This is a genomic window from Ectothiorhodospiraceae bacterium BW-2 (assembly GCA_008375315.1).
Taxonomy (GTDB): Bacteria; Pseudomonadota; Gammaproteobacteria; order Thiohalomonadales; family Thiohalomonadaceae; genus BW-2.
In genome coordinates this window covers 3132986-3150537 of the sequence record CP032507.1, presented here as the reverse complement: position 1 = coordinate 3150537, position 17552 = coordinate 3132986, and the positions used below count along the sequence as shown (strand labels likewise).

The window sequence follows — 17552 nt, the reverse complement described above, 5'->3', positions numbered from 1 at the left end:
CCCTTTCCAAAATAGCCCCTAGCAGAGCCCACCTAAATGGATAGCAAAAGCATAAACTCTCTTATCTATCGTAACTATCTTAGCAGCTCGCTAGTTCCCATCTTTACCATAGAGGTGGTACTGCTGCTGCTCTATTTCGGCATTAACGCCTATATCGCTGATCAAAATCAATCAACACTGCTAAACGAGGCTCGGCACAATATTCAGGAGATCACCTCCCGCGAAGTGGCCGCTATCAATGCCCAGTTGCGCGAAGCGAACCGGCTCTCGCTAATGATGCAGCGTGATCACCAACACTTCTTCGCAGCCGAAGATCGCTGCTACCTTCCCAACGGTGAGGCGCTATTTGCCCGCCACCCTAATGGTTCCCACTATAAAGTGGTCGATAATGGGGGAGCCTCGATCCACCTCTCCGCCACCACAGTCGTTGACGCTGCCATAGAGCGTAAACTTCGTTGCAGCGAAAGCCTCGATCCACTGCTCAAAGCGATTGTCGATATCAGCCCCATCATTACCCAAGCCTACCTAAATACCCACGATAACCTTAATCGTATCTACCCCTATATGCCAGATGCCCCAGGTCAATACGGCTCCGCTATCGATATCAGCAGCTACAACTTCTACTACGAAGCCGATGCCGACCATAACCCAGAACGAAAGCCGGTATGGACGGGCGCCTATCTCGATCCTGCCGGACAGGGGTGGATGGTGTCGCTCATCGCCCCTATCTATCGCGGCGACTTTCTGGAGGGGGTGAGCGGGCTTGATGTCACTATCGATGCCTTTGTACAGCATATTCTCGATATCCATCTACCGTGGAGTGGCGTGGTGTTTATGGTCGATAACAAAGGCACCATTTTAGCGATGCAAGATCGCGCCGAGACGATTTTAGGGCTCACTGAACTACGAGGTCACACCTATAGCGAAGCGATATTAGAGACCATCGAAAAGCCCAAAGATTACAACATCTTCACCCTCCATCAGAGTGACTACGCCGCGCCTTTTAAAGCGCTCTTTGATAGCCAGGGCCATATCGCGACCTTTCCGATTAGAGGGACCGACTATCTGGTCAGCCAAGAGATCGTCTCTGAGACCGGCTGGCGACTCATCTCGCTCATTGAGACCGAGAAGGTCTTTGCCCCCATTACCCGCTTAAAAGAGCTAAGTAACACCATTGGCTATCTAGCGATTGGCGCTATGATTCTGTTCTATATCCTCTTTTTTCTCTACCTACTACACAAGTCGCACCGTTTAACCCAACTGATCGCCACCCCGATTGAGCAGCTCTCCCTGTTGACCCAAACGCTACAGGCTAACTTTAAATCGGAGCAGCTAGCACTGGTGGGGATCGACGAAATCGATACCCTCTCAAGTAACTTTAACACCATGGCGCGGGAGCTAGAGAGTAGCACCAACTCACTGATTGAGGCAAAACTCTCCGCCGAATCGGCCAATATTGCCAAAAGCCGCTTTCTCGCGGTGATGAGTCACGAACTACGCACCCCTCTTAACGGTATTATCGGCATGACCGAACTGCTGCGTTACGATCAAAAATTAACCTCGGAGCAGCGGGGTAAGCTCGATATCATTATCAACTCTGCCCATCAGCTACTTGGTATCGTCAACAGTGTACTCGACTACGCTAGGCTCGATACGCAAAGTCTGGAGCTAATACCCCACCCCTTTTCGCTACGACAGCTCATGGCTGATGTCGAGCAGAAGTTGCTGCCGCGGGCATTAGAGAAGCATCAACGACTACAACAACAGCTCGATAGCCAGACTCCTGATGCCTTCATTGGTGATGTTGCGCGTATTGAACAGATTCTGCTCAACCTCGGCACCAATGCGGTGAAGTTTACCCCCGCTAGCGGCACCATTACCCTCAAAGTCTCTCATCTCCACTGCGATCAGACGACAGTGACGCTCCACTTTACGGTTGAAGATAACGGTATCGGCATTAAACAGGACGAAATTGAGCACCTATTCCAGCTATTTAGTCAACTCGATAACTCCAGCACCCGTAGCCATGGCGGAATTGGGCTCGGTTTGGCGCTCTCTAAGCAGTTACTTGAGCTGATGGGGGGGAAGATTTGGGCCGAGCAGGCTCCACAGCAGGGGGCGCTTTTTCATGTCGCGCTGCCGCTGCAACGCTATAGAGAGGGAGAGTTAGACTCAGAGCGCACAGCGAAGAGCCCCCCCTCAACACCAGCGCTGGTGCGACAGCGCCCCCTGTCATCGGCTGAATGGGCTGCACTTCTCCCTCAACTAGAGCAGCTACGAGACTATAGTCAGGGTAACCTCACCGATGCGCTCGAACTGGCGGCCACACTGCTCTCTCAGTTCACAGAGACCGAACTGGAATCGCCGTTAATGGAGATCAGCGCACAGCTAAATCGGTTCGATTTTGATGCTGCCCTAGAGAGGCTAGCGCCTCTGCTTTTTGACAGATGAAGGCACCGTTGACAACCACTCGGCAACAGCTAACCGGGCTGATTAATCTGCTGCCTGATCCGGCTTGGTTGCTCGAAAACAACCTCTTTATCGATTGCAATAGCGCCGCAGTTGAGATTCTCGGCTACGCCCACAAAAGCGAGCTAATCAATACCCCGCCGGCAGCGCTATCGCCCCCCTATCAACCCGATGGCGAACACTCCGTCGATAAAGCACTCGCTATGAACCAGCTCGCCCTAGAGCGGGGGTGTCACCGCTTCCACTGGGTTCATCAACGACGCGACGGCTCCACCTTTACCGCTGAGGTGACCCTAAGCTGCATCGAGCTGGAGCAACGGCCGCTACTCTACTGCGTCTGGCGCGATCTAACCTCTTTGCAACAGAGCCTCGAACGGGCCGAAATTAACCACTCCCAGCAGCAGATTCTGCATGCCATTCAGCAGCTCACCTTTCAACACGCCTCGCTTAACGATATTTTGCAACAGGCGCTGAATCGACTACTATCGGTTTCGTGGCTATCGCTACTCCCCTTCGGCGCTATCTTTATCGCCGATAACGATCACAACGAATTAGTTCTAGTCGCCGGTAACCGCCTCTCAGACAAAATCAGCACCCTCTGTGCCAAAGTCCCCTTTGGTCACTGCCTCTGTGGTCGAGCCGCCGCAACTAGGCAGTGGCAGTTTGCTAACTGCGTCGATGAGCGCCACGAGACTCGCTTTGAGGGGATGAGCGACCATGGCCACTACAATATTCCGCTACTTGCCGGGGAGAAGCTATTAGGGGTGATGGTGCTCTATCTGCCGATCGATTTCACCCCCGATCCGCAACGGGAGATCTTTCTCGATAGCATCGCTGCGGTTTTAAGTACCATTATTGAGCACCATCAACAGGCCGACTACCTAAGACAGCGAGAAAGGCTGCTACAGCAGATCCTCGAAACGATGAGCGACGGCTTTTTAATAGTCGATGCCGATGGTTCGATTCGAGAGGGTAACCGCCGCTACTGCCAGCAGTCGGGCTACACCCTCTCTGAACTACAGCAGCTCCAGATACAAGATCTCGATGCTTGTGATGATCAGGAGAAGATTCGTCAACGAATCCACCAAGTGCTGAATGGGGGCTGGACAGTATTTGAGACCTGGCACAAAAAGAGCTCGGGGCAGCTCTGGCCGGTCGAGATCAGCCTCGCCTACCACCCCGAATCGGGCGGTCTCTTCTACGGCTTCTGCCGCGATATCTCTAGCCGCAAGGAGATCGAACAGCAGCGCGAACACAACGCCGAACAGCTACGCCAACTCAACGCCTCATTAGAGCAGCGGGTGGGTGCCCGAACTGCCGAACTAGAGCAGAATCGACAGCAGTTGCAAGAGGCGTTACAGCAGGCCCAAGAGTATGCTCGGCTAAAGAGTGAGTTTTTAGCCAATATGAGCCACGAAATTCGTACCCCACTCAATGGTATTCTCGGACTCGCCCAGATCGGCATAAAAGGGAACCATACTCAGGCTCAGGAGCACAACCGGCGGCGATTTGAACAGCTCTACCGTTCTGGAGAGCTCCTACTAGCGATTGTGAACGATATTCTCGATTTTTCTAAAATCGAAGCGGGCAAGCTGCAACTGACCGCTACCCACTTCTCCCTTGAGCAGGTGGTGCAACATCTGCACCTTAGCTGCCATAGGGAGGCAGAGAGCAAAAGGCTACAGTTGACGATAACGCTCGATCCGACCCTCCCCCCCGACTGGATTGGCGATCCGCTGCGAATAACCCAAATTCTGCTCAACCTACTCGCTAATGCGATTAAGTTTACCGAACGGGGTCGAGTTGCATTGAGCATCACCCCACAGCCTAAAGGGCTCTGTTTTGTGGTTGAAGATAGCGGCATCGGCATGAGCAAAACAGAGCTAGAGTTGATATTCCGCGCTTTTGAACAGGCCGATGGCAGCATTACCCGCCGTTTTGGGGGGACGGGTCTTGGGCTGACCATTACCAAAAACCTCATTGAACTGATGCAAGGAGAGATGACGGTAACTAGCCGTGTTGGTGAGGGGAGCTGCTTTCGAATCGAACTACCGCTCACTCGTGCCGACAGTGGTGACGGTAACGGGAGTAGCGACACGCCACCCGTGCTCGCCCCCCTACCCTCCCAACCGCTGCGAGGGCTACATATCTTAGTGGTGGAGGATAACGAGGTTAACCGCCTAGTGCTAGACGATATGTTACGGCAGGAGGGGGCAGCTGTCACCCTTGCAGAGCAGGGTCAAAGGGCGTTAGAGCTCATTCAACACCACGGCCCCGACCATTGGCAATTAGTCCTAAGTGATATTCAGATGCCGATTATGGATGGCCACCAACTGAGTCGAGAGCTACAACAGGCCTACCCCAAGCTACCGGTCATCGGTGTCACCGCCCACGCCATGGCCGAAGATCGCCAAGCGTGTCTGAATAGCGGCATGGTTGCTCACCTCCCCAAACCGGTGCTGCGCGACGATTTAGTGCGGCTGATTTTGCAACATCGGCCAGCCACCGCGCCCCTCTCCCCTGCGGCAACTGTTGATAAGGTTGATAAGGTTGATAAGATTGATGAGTATGATGCCGATAGGGCGTGGCCAATCGATCCCTTTATCGATAGAGAGGCGCTGCTGCACCACTTCAATCGCCGTACAGCCTTTATTAATCAGCTGCTTACCAAGCTACTACGACACCACAGCGGAACTCCCGCCAAGCTGCGTTGCGCAGTCGCCGAGTCAAACCGACACGATATCGCCACGATTAGCCACAGCTTTGCCGGTGTGGCGGGGTTTCTCTACGCCAAAGAGCTCCACCGCGATGCGAAAGCGCTACAGTTAGCCGCCAACGCAGCAGATAGCGATATCGCAATTCTGACCAACACCCTTGCCGATAAGATAGACAGTTTTCTCTTTGCTGTGGCCGAGCAGCTAGGCCTCCCCCCTCCACAGGGTTAATCTATCGCTCGGATTGGTGTAGAGTATCGACTTTGCAAAACAGACCTAAGGAACTATTGATGTCCACCAACACAGCCAATCCGTGTCTTGATGCCAATACACGAGAGAATAACTTAAAGCTAATATGTTTACAGCTAGCCGCGCTAGGCCATCCATGCCACCTTGGCGATGATGTCGAGTTTCTCGATATTATCGATAATCTACTCAAAAATTATGGTCAGCACCGCCGTCTGCTCGCTAGCTCCGGTTATCGCTGCCCAGCCGACCAACGCATTCAGAACTTTCTCAGCAGCTATCTTGATGAACACGGTATCCCTCTCCAAATTGAACTGCCGGGCGATACCTTTACCCTGATTAAAGCTGGGCTAGCGCGGGAGCTCTCGCTACCGACCGATCAAAATCACTATAAATCGCCACTTTTAGAGTCGTACCGCATTCGCCAAGGGGTGCTACATAACCCTAAAAGTGATCGCCGCACCACGCAAGGGGTGTTCCATATTGTCGAAGGGCCACTGCCAGTTCCGGCCGATAAGAAAGCCGTTCCCGTCAAAGCCTATAGCGAGCTATTAACCCGAGCCCTGCAACCCCCCGATGAGCTGATGCTACTGCCCCTATCGAGCGGTACCGATGCGCCAGCCCACCTCTGGGTCTCCATGTTACTGCGACCGGTGGTTCGCCCCGAAGTTGAGGGTATCTTGCCGCAAAAGAGCCTCGAAATTCGCTTCTTTGCCCCCGGCAGCTTAGTCTCTAACCTCGATTTTGTAGAGTCGATCTTTGGCAACGGCGGCGACCCCTTTCTGCCAGAAAACGACGCCGCGCTCGATATCGACCACTGGACTGGCCACACCGGCTGTATCATTCTCGCCCCCCATCTCACCGGCCTGACTAAAGAGCAGCTAGGGCTCCCTCACTACGATGAGGCGACCGAACGCCAGCGCCGTGACGGGATGTGCTGGCAAAAGCCGGGCGAGCTCTATAACGACGGTAACGCCTTTAAAATTGTCTGCCGCGATAGTCGTGGCGTGGTAGTCACCCTCATTGCCGACAACTACTACGGCTATAGTAAAAAAGAGATTAAGTCGCAAATTAGCTACTCGGCCAACCTCTTCGGTGGCAGCGAAGAGGAGCACGCCGGCGGAGCGCTCGCCTTCCCCCGCTTCAATTTGGGTGAGATCTACATGCCGGATCTACGCGACGATCTCAGCTCCGAGCACACCTTTACCACTCTCTGCGAGCAGCTTGAGGATAACATTACCGTTGAGCCGGAGGGGTACGCCCGCGATCGCCACTACAGCGATATCCTCTACCTCCCCGAAAACGCCCGCATCGATATGGCCAAAATGGAGATCAACTGGTACCAAAAGGGGTTAAAACAGCGGCTAAAACTGCGGGCTAATGAGACCTATATCTACCCAACCGGCTTTCGGGTCGAGCTACACAAACACCCTCACGCCCCTAGCTGGCGCCTCATTGGCACCCTTGGTGAGGGAACCTTCTGCCACAAACCTAGCACTGTCTCTGGCGGCGGAAAGTCGGAGATCTCCAAATCGATTCAGGACTCGATGCTCTCAGGGCCGATTATCGTTGGCGATATTCACGCAGATTTTGCCCGTATCGATGAGATTTTAAATCACGACTATCGCCACCGTTTTCTCGACCCCTCCTTTGAGGATGAGCGATCGCTACTCGACACCTCCCGTAGTCTCGGTTCGGTCATCAAACTACTCACCCCATCCGAGACTATCTATAGCGCCGAGTACAACGCTTGGCTACGCGAAATTCCGCAGCGAATTTTGGCGATCATCTTCATTATCAAACGGTTCTATAAGGCCGAATGGAAGGGCGACTGGCGCAAACACTTTACCGTCGATGAGATAAACGGGATGCCGGGCCATGAGCTAAAGTTTAATGGCCGCACCCTCGCCACCAGCTATCTACGCCTTGGCACCCATAGTGACGGCACTTGGCGCATCTATAAGCTACGACAAGATTTTGTCGCTGCGGAAAAGGTGCAGATGGAGGATGATATCTCTGTCTCAACCGTCATTCCGCAGAGCTACCTTAGTGGCCAGCTCAATCTCGATAGCGACAGGCATAGCAGTATTAAACTTATTCACAACTGCGAAACACGCCTATTTCAGCGCCCTGATGATGCGATTCATCGTGGGTTCGATAAGCAGACAGAGCACGATCTGGCCGAAAATAACAACTTCATCTCCAATTTTGAGCCGCTCACCCCGACCGATGCTAAGAAGCTAATCGATGATGTTGTCAGCTTCGATGACTATACCCCGCCGATGCAGCAGCTCATTCGACAGGCAGCCGACGATAGTGAGGGGTGTTACTTTGTCTCCTCTGCCCACCCGCGCATCGTTAACGGCAAGCCGAGCCCCAATATGCGCTATCTACAGTATCGCCCCGATCTGGCCAAGCCTCGGTCACTCTATCTCGCTAAAATCGGCACCCGACTCTCCCGCTCACTCACACCGGAGCAGCCGGTCCTATTTCCAGTCGATGCGGTACTACAGGGGCGGCGCAACAATCCAATTGACCGCAAACGGGGCATTCGGCCTCTAGCGGTCTATAACCCGATCCACTATCAGGAGCTGCCGGAGCTATTTGCCGAACTCATCTGTAGTCTTACCGGCAAATCGCCCTCCACGACTGGGGCAGGCTCTGAGGGGGCGCTCACCAAGGGGCCGTTTAATAACCTCTCGGCTACCGCAGATCTCAATAACGCCCTCGTCGCCTATATCCTCTGCGGCCACGCCGGCTTTACCACAGCCGCAGGCTATATCGGCCACCGCCGCCGTATTGACCACGATATTAGTATGCTAATTCCCGAAATTTGGTGCCGTATTCCGCCGTCAGAGCGGGAGCCCGACTATCTCATCGACAACGGCTATCTGGAGAAGTTAAACGATTTTGAACACGAAGGGCAGACCATTCTCGCCAGCCGCCTCGGCTATCGTATTACCAGTGACTTTGTGTTTAAATATTTTGGCAAAATCTTCGACTCGCCGATGTTAACCGTTGATGAGTCGCTGCTGCAACCAGAGAGCCAAGATAGGGAGGCCTATATCGATGGCATTAACAATATTGTCGAAGCGCAGCAGCGGGTCGCCCAAGCCTACTTCGAAGATGGCACCATTGAGGACGCCTGCCCGCCCCTTAAAGCACTACTCCACATCATGGCCTATGGTAACTATCAGGGGATGACGATCGAGTCGCCCCCCTTTCGCCAACTCTTTAGTCGCGAAGCGCTGCTAGCGAGCGACTGGTACCAGAGGCGACTCCAGCTTAAACAGCAGCGCGATATCGCCCTATGGCAGCTCAACCACCACTATCTGGAGCAGAAATTCGCTGAACAGCCACTCTCCGATCTGGAGAGCCGCGACTACCTACTGCAACAGTTGCAGCGATCGCAACAGATGATAGATACTGTCGCCTCAGAGGCCTATCTACAACGACTGCACGGTACGCTCGGCGCAGATCCTATCCATCAATAGACCATCACCGACTAAGGATAAACCCCATGAGAACCACGATCAGACTCGCTCTCGCTCCACTGCTGTTACCGCTGCTGCTCCTAGTTAGCTGCGGTGAGAGTAACAGCCCCACTCTAACCACGACAGAGAGCCACCCACCGCAGGCCTCACCGCAACAGCCGGAGAGTCGTCCCCAAATCGCCCTAGTGATGAAGACCTTGACCAACCCCTTCTTTGTCGCGATGGAGCAGGGGGCGCGGCGGGCAGAGCGAGAGCTGACGATTCAGCTCCATGTCAAAACAGCCGCTCAGGAGACCTCTATTGAGCAGCAGATTCAGATCGTCCTAGATCTGATCCAGCAGCAGATAGATGCCATCGTGATCGCTCCGGGCGACTCACAGCGGCTCATTCCAGTTCTAAAACAGGCCGCCGATCAGGGGGTGGTGATTGTGAATATCGATAATCGCCTCGATGCGGCGCAGATCGCCGCTAGCGGTATGGCGCCTATCCCCTTCATTAGTGTCGATAACCAGCAGGCGGCCTATCAGTCGGCCAAATATATCGCCGATCAGGTCACAGAGCCGACACAAGCGGCGATTTTGGAGGGGATTCGTAGCGCCAATAATGCCCACCAACGGATGCTCGGTGCCAAACGCGCCTTTGCCGATAACCCACTCGTAAGCTTAGTCGCGAGCGAGAGCGCCAACTGGAAAATTGATGAGGGGTATGAGGTGACCAAACGGCTCTTTGCCGACCATCCTGAGATTAAACTGCTCTTTGCTGCTAACGATATGATGGCGCTCGGGGCGATTACCTGGCTGCAAGAGAGCGGCCTAACCGAGGTCAAAGTAGCCGCCTATGACGCCCTAGAGGAGGCGATAACCGAAATTCGCCAAGGTCGGCTCGCCGCGACGGTCGATCAGCAGGCGGCAGAGCAGGGCTATCAAGGGATAAAACTAGCCGTGCAGCGGCTACAGGGCGAGCCTGTTGCTAACGAAGTGATGATCGAAACTCGTCTGCTTACCAGCCACACCCTGCCATGACATCAAGCCTCACCCGCCGTCTGCTCGGCTACCTACTAGCGGCGGGGGTGATTCCACTCATTCTATTTGGCGTAAGTGCGTTTCACTTTGCTAGCCGCATCGTTATCGATCAGGCCGGAGAGTATAATCTGCGGCTAGCCACCGACTTTAAGGCCTACCTCAATCTCTACGCCTCCCAAATCGAGGATCTAGCCGCCAATATCGCCGGTAACGAGACCATCGGCCAGGCGCTGCGCCATGCCGATTCGGTGCAGAGCAGCCCCTTTAACGCCCTCAATACCCAAGCTCAAGTCGGATATATCTTAAATAGCTATATTCGGCTCAAAGGGCTGGTCTCGATTGATCTTTTTTCCCGTCAAGGGCGCCACTTTCATGTCGGCGATACCCTACTCCACAGCGATTTAATTGATACCGAACGGCTACAACAACTGTTTCAGATCACCGAGCAGGCGATCAAACAGCCGCTGTGGCACGGTATTCATCCCAATATCAACACCTCCTCGGGCCATCAGAGGGTGGTGGTGATCACCCGCGAGATCCGCCACTTCTCCCCCATTACCGGCCAGTCCGATGTGGTTGGGCTCTTAGTGATTAATCTGAATGATGCGATGATTCGCGACTACCTACGAGATGCCCAGTTCGGACAGACACTACAGCTACTGCTGCTCGATAGCCGTGGCCAGCTAATATTCCACTCCAGCAAGGAGAGCCTACAGGGAACCGCACTCAACCCATCCCTATTTGAGCTGATTCGTACCCGCGATCAGGGGGGGCACGAGTTAACCCTTGATGGCGAAGCGGTGATTCTCACTCCCCTGCCGTTGCCCTCTATTAACAGCTATTTAGCGCTCATTCAGCCGCGCGAGCAGCTACTCGAACCGGTACAGCTACTGCGTCAGGTTGGCATGACGCTACTTAGCATCGGTTTAGTGGTTATCGCCTTAATTCTGCTACGATTTCATAAACAGATTATCACGCCGGTGCAAGGGGTCTCCTCTGGGTTTCAGCAACTAAAACAGCATCCGGAACAGCCCCCTGCACCGCTCCCCATCCCCCCTACTCGCGATGTGATGGCCGATCTGGTCAGCGGCTTTAATAGCCACCTACAAACCTTGGCGATTCAAAAACAGACCGCCGAACATCTGCTACAGGCCCGCTACGATGCTGAGGCGGCTAATCGCGCCAAAAGCGAATTTTTAGCCAATATGAGTCATGAGATTCGCACCCCGATGAATGGCGTGATCGGCATGACCGATCTACTGCTCACCACCCCACTCGATCCGCAACAGCTACAGCAGGCGAAGACTATCCGACAGAGCGCCCAAGCGCTGCTAGCGATTATTAACGATATTCTCGACTTTAGTAAAATCGAGGCCGGTCGGCTAACGATTGAGGAGATAGAGTTCGATCTCAATGCCCTTATTGATGAGATTAGCTCAACCCTGCGCCACAAGGCAAACGAGAAGGGGTTAACCTTTAACGCCCCCTCTAAGAGCGCCCCGAACTACTTTTTAGGAGATCCTGGCCGCATTCGGCAAATTTTGACCAACCTTATCGGTAACGCGATTAAGTTCACCTCTCAAGGCTCGGTCACTATCGACTACCGTATTGAACAGCACACCCCGACACAGGTGAGGATCCGCTTCTCGATCAGCGATAGCGGTATCGGTCTGACCAAAGAGCAGCAGGCGCAGCTATTTCAGCGCTTTACCCAAGCCGATGGCTCTACCACTCGTAAATATGGTGGTACCGGACTAGGACTAAGCATTAGTAAACAGTTGGTGCTGCTGATGGGGGGTAACATTGGTGTTGAGAGTCAGCCTAATGTCGGTAGCACCTTCTGGTTCACCATTGCGCTAAAACAGGTTCTCAGGGCGCCCCCCCCCCCGCCAGCGGTCTCCCCCCCCATCGCAGAGGTTCGCGCCTGCCTTAAGGGCGATGTGTTGGTGGTAGAGGATAACTTGGTCAATCAGATGGTTGCGAGGGGGATTTTAGAGACGCTAGGGCTAACCGTTGAGATAGCCGAAAATGGTGCTGAGGCGTTAGAGAAGCTAAGCCAAACCCCCTTTGATCTAGTCTTTATGGATTGTCAAATGCCGATCATGGACGGCTATCAAGCGACGGCGGCGATTCGCTCGCCCTCATCAAGTGTACTTAACCATGAGATTGTGGTGATCGCCATGACGGCCAACGCGATGGAGGGGGATCGCGATAAGAGTCTGCGCGCGGGTATGAACGATCATCTCAATAAACCGGTCTCGGCGGCCGATATTCAGCAGATTCTCACCCTCTGGCTCCCCTCCTCACCGTAACCCCCCTGTCAGTCGAAGCGTAATCCCCCCTCTTCGACTGAGATCTTAATCGTATCGCCACTCATAAAGCGCCCCTGTAGCAGCTCTTTAGCTAGGCTATTTTCAAGCTGCTGCTGAATCGCCCGTTTTAGGGGACGGGCACCATAGACAGGATCAAAGCCGGCCTCACCGAGCTGATCTAGCGCCGCTTCAGTCAACTCTAGTCCGATACCGTGCTCGTGCAGCCGCTGGCGCAAAATCTCAATTTGAATTCGGGTAATGGCGTGAATCTGCTCTTTTAGCAGTGGATGGAAGACCACCACCTCATCGACTCGGTTAATAAATTCGGGCCGAAAGTGCTGTCCAACGACCTCTAGTACCGCCGATTTCATCTGCGTATAGTGCTCATCCCCCGCCATCTCCTGAATTAGGTGTGAACCGAGATTTGAGGTCATCACAATCACCGTGTTACGAAAATCGACCGTGCGGCCATGGCCATCGGTCAAGCGGCCATCATCGAGCACCTGTAGTAGAATGTTAAACACATCGGGGTGCGCCTTTTCGACCTCATCGAGTAGCACGACCGAGTAGGGTTTGCGCCGTACCGCCTCGGTAAGATAGCCCCCCTCCTCATAGCCGACATAGCCCGGAGGGGCACCGACAAGGCGGGAGACTGAGTGCTTCTCCATAAACTCCGACATATCGATTCGTACCATCGCCTCTTCCGTATCGAACAGAAAGGCTGCTAGTGCTTTACAAAGTTCGGTCTTCCCCACCCCCGTCGGGCCGAGAAAGAGAAAGGAGCCGTTAGGACGGTTCGGATCGGCTAGCCCCGAACGGGAGCGCCGAATTGCATCGGCGACTGCATTGACCGCCTCATCCTGTCCAATGACCCGTTTATGGAGCGCCTGCTCCATGCGCAGCAGTTTATCGCGCTCCCCTTCGAGCATCTTAGCGACCGGAATACCAGTCCATTTTGAGACGACTTCGGCGATCTCCTCATCCCGTACCCGATTGCGCAGCAGTTTGGTCTCTAGTAGCTGTTGATCGTCGGCCATCTGTAGCGATTTTTCCAAATCGGGAATACGGCCATACTGTAGCTCCGACATTCTGGCCAGATCGCCCGCCCGTCGTGCCGTTTCAAGCTCTAATCGTGCCCTCTCTAGCTCCTCTTTAATCTGCTGCGTGCCTTGCAGTGAGGCCTTCTCCGCTTTCCAGATTTCGTTTAGGTCGGCATACTCCTGCTCTAGTTTGCCAATCTCCTGCTCCAGATCGCTAAGGCGTTTTTTGGAGGCGTTATCGGACTCTTTGGCCAACGCTTCGCGCTCAATTTTAAGCTGAATTAGCCGCCGATCGAGCCTATCCATATCCTCCGGCATCGAGTCTATCTCCATCCGAATTCTGGAGGCTGCCTCATCGACTAGATCGATCGCCTTATCGGGTAGCTGCCGACCGGTAATATAGCGGTGCGATAGTGTCGCTGCCGCCACAATCGCCGGATCGGTAATCTCAACCCCGTGATGAACCTCATACTTCTCTTTTAGGCCACGCAAAATGGCGATGGTATCTTCAACGGTCGGCTCCTCAATGACCACTTTCTGAAACCGTCGCTCTAATGCGGCATCTTTTTCGATATATTGCCGATACTCATCGAGTGTCGTCGCGCCGATGCAGTGTAGCTCCCCTCGTGCTAGTGCCGGTTTGAGCATATTGCCAGCATCCATCGATCCCTCTGCTTTACCGGCACCGACCATGGTGTGAATTTCGTCGATAAAGAGAATGACCGCTCCCTCCTGCTTGGAGAGATCGTTTAATACCGCTTTTAACCGCTCCTCAAACTCACCGCGAAATTTAGCCCCGGCAATGAGAGAGCCCATATCGAGTGCTAACAGCCGTTTATGACGCATCCCCTCCGGTACTTCGCCATTGACAATGCGCTGCGCTAACCCTTCGACAATCGCGGTTTTACCTACCCCCGGTTCGCCAATGAGAACCGGATTGTTTTTAGTGCGCCGCTGTAACACCTGTATCGCGCGGCGAATCTCATCATCGCGGCCAATCACCGGATCGAGTTTACCCTGCTCTGCTCGTTCGGTCAGATCAATCGTATATTTCTCTAGCGCTTGGCGCTGCTCCTCAGCATTCGGATCGTTGACACTCTGACCGCCGCGCATCGTCTCTATTGCCTGTTCAATCGCCGCTTTGGTTGCGCCGTTACGCCGTAGTAGATCGCCTAGTTTGCCCTGATCATCAACGGCAGCGAGCAGAAATAGTTCGCTGGAAATATAGGCATCCTTGCGCTGCTGCGCCAGTTTATCGGTCATATTCAGCAGGCGGGAGCTCTCGTTAGAGACATGCACATCCCCCATCGAACCGGAGACGGTCGGTAGCTGCTCTAACGCCTCACCGAGCTGCGAACGCAGTGAGTTAAGCTGTACTCCAGCGCTATTTAACAGGTGGCGCACCGTGCCCCCCTCCTGATCCATCATCGCCTGCATGAGGTGTATCGGTTCAATGAACTGATGGTCGCGACCGATGGCTAGACTCTGGGCATCGGCTAGCGCCGCCTGAAATTTCGCGGTCAATTTATCCATTCTCATCGCACAATACCTCAAAGGTTAAGCTGAAACTACTGGCAATATATGGGCCGCAACGGGTTAAATTCAAACACGGGGCAAAAGCACGATGTGGATCACACCCGCGCCCTCTCTGACTCGACCAAAGATTGCCTCACTATGCTATACTCCGCCGCATGAGAACACTAGACCAGAGCCAGAACGATACCGGCAGCAACAGCTATGGCAACACTAGCACGATGACTGAGGTTATTGCTAACACATTGACACTTCCAGGCGGCTATTCTGCGACCGATTTTATGGCCAATCACTGGCAGAAGGCACCCGTCTTTTATGCCGCTGCCCTCTCTGATTTCACTCCTCCACTCACGCCGGAGGAGCTGGCCGGTTTAGCGCTTGATGAGGGGGTCGAGTCACGGCTAATTACGCAGTTAGGCGATCAGAGTTGGCAACTGCGCCACGGCCCCTTTAGTGACGCCGATTTTACCACCCTACCAGAGAGCCGCTGGACGCTGCTTATTCAGGAGGCGAACCAACATGTGCCCGACTTTGCAGCGCTGTTGGAGCGGTTTAACTTTATTCCTAACTGGCGTCTCGATGATGTGATGGTCAGCTATAGCGCTCTTGATGGCGGGGTTGGCCCCCATATCGATAACTACGATGTCTTTATTATTCAATTAAGTGGCCAACGGCGGTGGGAGCTTAATCTCACTCCAAAACCCGACTATATTGAGGATCTGCCGGTGCGTATCTTGCGCCACTTTGAACCGCAGCAGCGTTACATCCTTAATCCAGGCGATATGATCTATATCCCCACCGGCGTCGCCCATCATGGTGTCACGCTACAGCCGGGGCTGTCGGCCTCGGTCGGGTTTCGCGCCCCCGCCATCGGTCATCTGCTGGCCGGCTACTATGGCGAGCAGATTGCCAATCAGCCAACCGATCACTTTTATCGCGATCCCGATCTGACACCCCAGCAGGAGCCGGGGCGACTCGATGAGACAACCATTAGCGCTATGGCCGAGTTAATCCGCCACATTCCGCTCGATAACGCGACGATCGGCCACTGGTTAGGGCGCTATCTGAGTGAACCACCCACTGGCCACGAACTACCACTACTCGATGAGAGGCCCGATTTAACCACGCTAAAACAGTGGTTAAACGGCACCACCCCGCTCTACCGCAGCGAACACTACCGTTTTATCTATCGCCACGATCACGATAAAGGGCAGTTCTGGTTCTATGTCGGCGGCGAGGCCTTTGCGATCCCACAGCGCTCTATTGAACCGTTTCGTCATATCGCCAATCAGCGCCAGCTCGATGCGACACAACTGCGGCCACTGCTTGACGATAGTGCCACCCGCCTCATATTAACCGAACTATTTGCCATGGGAGCGCTCTACTGTTAACGATGACACAAACAATTGATCTGATTATTGAAGCCGGCACAGTGCTGCCCATAAGACCTGCCAACACCTTATGGCACGACTACGCGATTGCCATCCATCAAGGCAAAATTGTTGACCTACTGCCCTATCAAGAGGTTGCTAACCGCTATCGAGCGACCACGACAGTGAACCGTCGCTCCCACCTGCTACTACCGGGGCTGGTTAATAGCCATACCCATGTACCGATGAGTCTCATGCGCGGCCTAGCCGATGATCTACCACTTATGGCGTGGCTTACGCAGCATATCTGGCCGGCAGAGGCGAAGTGGGTCACCCCCGACTTTGTGCGTGACGGTACCGAGCTCGCTATCGCCGAGATGATTCGCGGTGGCACCACCTGCTTTAACGATATGTACTTCTTTTCAGAAGAGATTGCCGCCACCGCCAGTCGCCTCAAGATGCGGGCGGTCGTCGGGTTAATTGTGATCGACTTTCCGACCCGTTGGGCCAAAAACAGTCGCGACTATCTCGATAAGGGGGTGGCGCTCTATCAACAGTTAGCCGGCAACCCACTCATCACGACCGCGCTTGCCCCCCATGGCCCCTATACCGTCTCTAACGAGCCGTTTGCACAGATCGCCCAACTCTCAGCCGACCATCAGCTACCCATCCATATCCACCTGCACGAAACCGCCGATGAGATCGAGCAAAGTCTGCAACACTATGGTCAGCGCCCCATCGCCCGACTCAATGAGTTAGGTATCATTAATCAACGCACCGTAGCGGTTCACATGACTCAACTCGACCCCCATGAAACGGAGCTAGTCGCGGCAGCTGGGGTGCATATTATCCACTGCCCCGAGTCGAATCTAAAACTAGCCAGCGGCTTTACGCCGCTAGAGCAGCTACGCCAACAGGGAGTCAACCTTGCCCTCGGCACCGATGGCAGTGCCAGTAATAATAATCTCGATATGTTTGGCGAACTACAGAGCGCGGCGCTACTGGCCAAAGGGGTCAGCGGCAGTGCCGCTGCCGCACCGGCGTTTGATATGCTGGAGATGGCGACCTTTAACGCCGCCCGCGCCTTAGGGTTGGCCGAGCAGATAGGTTCACTGGAGATCGGCAAAGCAGCCGATATCATTGCTATCGATCTCAATACCATTGAGTCGCAACCCTGCTATCATCCCGTATCGCAACTGCTCTATGCCACTGATCGATCGCAGGTGACCGATCTCTGGGTTAATGGCGAGCAGCTATTGAATCAGCGCCAACTGACCCGCATCGATCTTGCGGATCTGTTGGCTCGTGTTAGAGTATGGCAGCAAAAATTGATGGAAAATAGTTAACATGAG

8 protein-coding genes are annotated in these 17552 nt (G+C 54.1%); 7 read left to right on the top strand and 1 reads right to left on the bottom strand.

The window, feature by feature from the left end; all coding sequences use genetic code 11:
- Positions 1 to 36 precede the first annotated feature (36 nt).
- The 5 genes from D5085_14940 to D5085_14920 are packed head-to-tail and all read left to right on the top strand — an operon-like array spanning position 37 to position 12257.
- Positions 37 to 2451 (top strand): hypothetical protein, encoded by a 2415-nt coding sequence (locus D5085_14940; GenBank protein QEP44306.1) that lies wholly within the window; start codon positions 37 to 39, stop codon positions 2449 to 2451.
- On the top strand, positions 2448 to 5414 hold the full coding sequence (locus D5085_14935) for a PAS domain S-box protein (protein QEP44305.1): 2967 nt from the start codon (positions 2448 to 2450) through the stop codon (positions 5412 to 5414). Before D5085_14940 ends, D5085_14935 begins: the two co-directional genes overlap by 4 nt.
- Before the next feature lie 59 nt (positions 5415 to 5473).
- Complete coding sequence (locus tag D5085_14930; protein ID QEP44304.1) at positions 5474 to 8923, top strand: hypothetical protein; 3450 nt, start codon at positions 5474 to 5476, stop codon at positions 8921 to 8923.
- A 26-nt stretch (positions 8924 to 8949) separates the two neighbouring features.
- The gene (locus tag D5085_14925) at positions 8950 to 9945 is read left to right on the top strand and encodes a sugar ABC transporter substrate-binding protein (protein QEP44303.1); all 996 of its coding nucleotides are present in this window, start codon (positions 8950 to 8952) and stop codon (positions 9943 to 9945) included.
- Complete coding sequence (locus D5085_14920) at positions 9942 to 12257, top strand: response regulator (protein ID QEP44302.1); 2316 nt, start codon at positions 9942 to 9944, stop codon at positions 12255 to 12257. Before D5085_14925 ends, D5085_14920 begins: the two co-directional genes overlap by 4 nt.
- 8 nt (positions 12258 to 12265) lie before the next feature.
- On the opposite strand, the gene clpB is transcribed toward D5085_14920, so the two are convergent.
- Positions 12266 to 14836: an ATP-dependent chaperone ClpB gene (gene clpB / locus D5085_14915; GenBank protein ID QEP44301.1), complete on the bottom strand. Its 2571-nt coding sequence runs from the start codon at positions 14834 to 14836 to the stop codon at positions 12266 to 12268.
- A gap of 152 nt (positions 14837 to 14988) precedes the next feature.
- Here clpB and D5085_14910 point away from each other — a divergent pair, with 152 nt between their 5' ends.
- Positions 14989 to 16221 carry a cupin domain-containing protein gene (locus tag D5085_14910; GenBank protein QEP44300.1) on the top strand — a complete coding sequence of 411 codons (1233 nt, stop codon included), beginning with the start codon at positions 14989 to 14991 and terminating at the stop codon, positions 16219 to 16221.
- A gap of 2 nt (positions 16222 to 16223) precedes the next feature.
- Positions 16224 to 17546, top strand: a complete 1323-nt coding sequence (locus D5085_14905) for a TRZ/ATZ family hydrolase (protein QEP44299.1) — start codon at positions 16224 to 16226, stop codon at positions 17544 to 17546.
- The last annotated feature ends 6 nt before the right edge of the window (positions 17547 to 17552 follow it).

Bases quoted from the DNA above. Each gene is read 5' to 3' on its own strand.
- D5085_14940 (QEP44306.1), top strand. From the start codon at position 37: ATGGATAGCAAAAGCATAAACTCTCTTATCTATCGTAACTATCTTAGC.
- D5085_14935 (QEP44305.1), top strand. From the start codon at position 2,448: ATGAAGGCACCGTTGACAACCACTCGGCAACAGCTAACCGGGCTGATT.
- D5085_14930 (QEP44304.1), top strand. From the start codon at position 5,474: ATGTCCACCAACACAGCCAATCCGTGTCTTGATGCCAATACACGAGAG.
- D5085_14925 (QEP44303.1), top strand. From the start codon at position 8,950: ATGAGAACCACGATCAGACTCGCTCTCGCTCCACTGCTGTTACCGCTG.
- D5085_14920 (QEP44302.1), top strand. From the start codon at position 9,942: ATGACATCAAGCCTCACCCGCCGTCTGCTCGGCTACCTACTAGCGGCG.
- clpB (QEP44301.1), bottom strand. From the start codon at position 14,836: ATGAGAATGGATAAATTGACCGCGAAATTTCAGGCGGCGCTAGCCGAT.
- D5085_14910 (QEP44300.1), top strand. From the start codon at position 14,989: ATGAGAACACTAGACCAGAGCCAGAACGATACCGGCAGCAACAGCTAT.
- D5085_14905 (QEP44299.1), top strand. From the start codon at position 16,224: ATGACACAAACAATTGATCTGATTATTGAAGCCGGCACAGTGCTGCCC.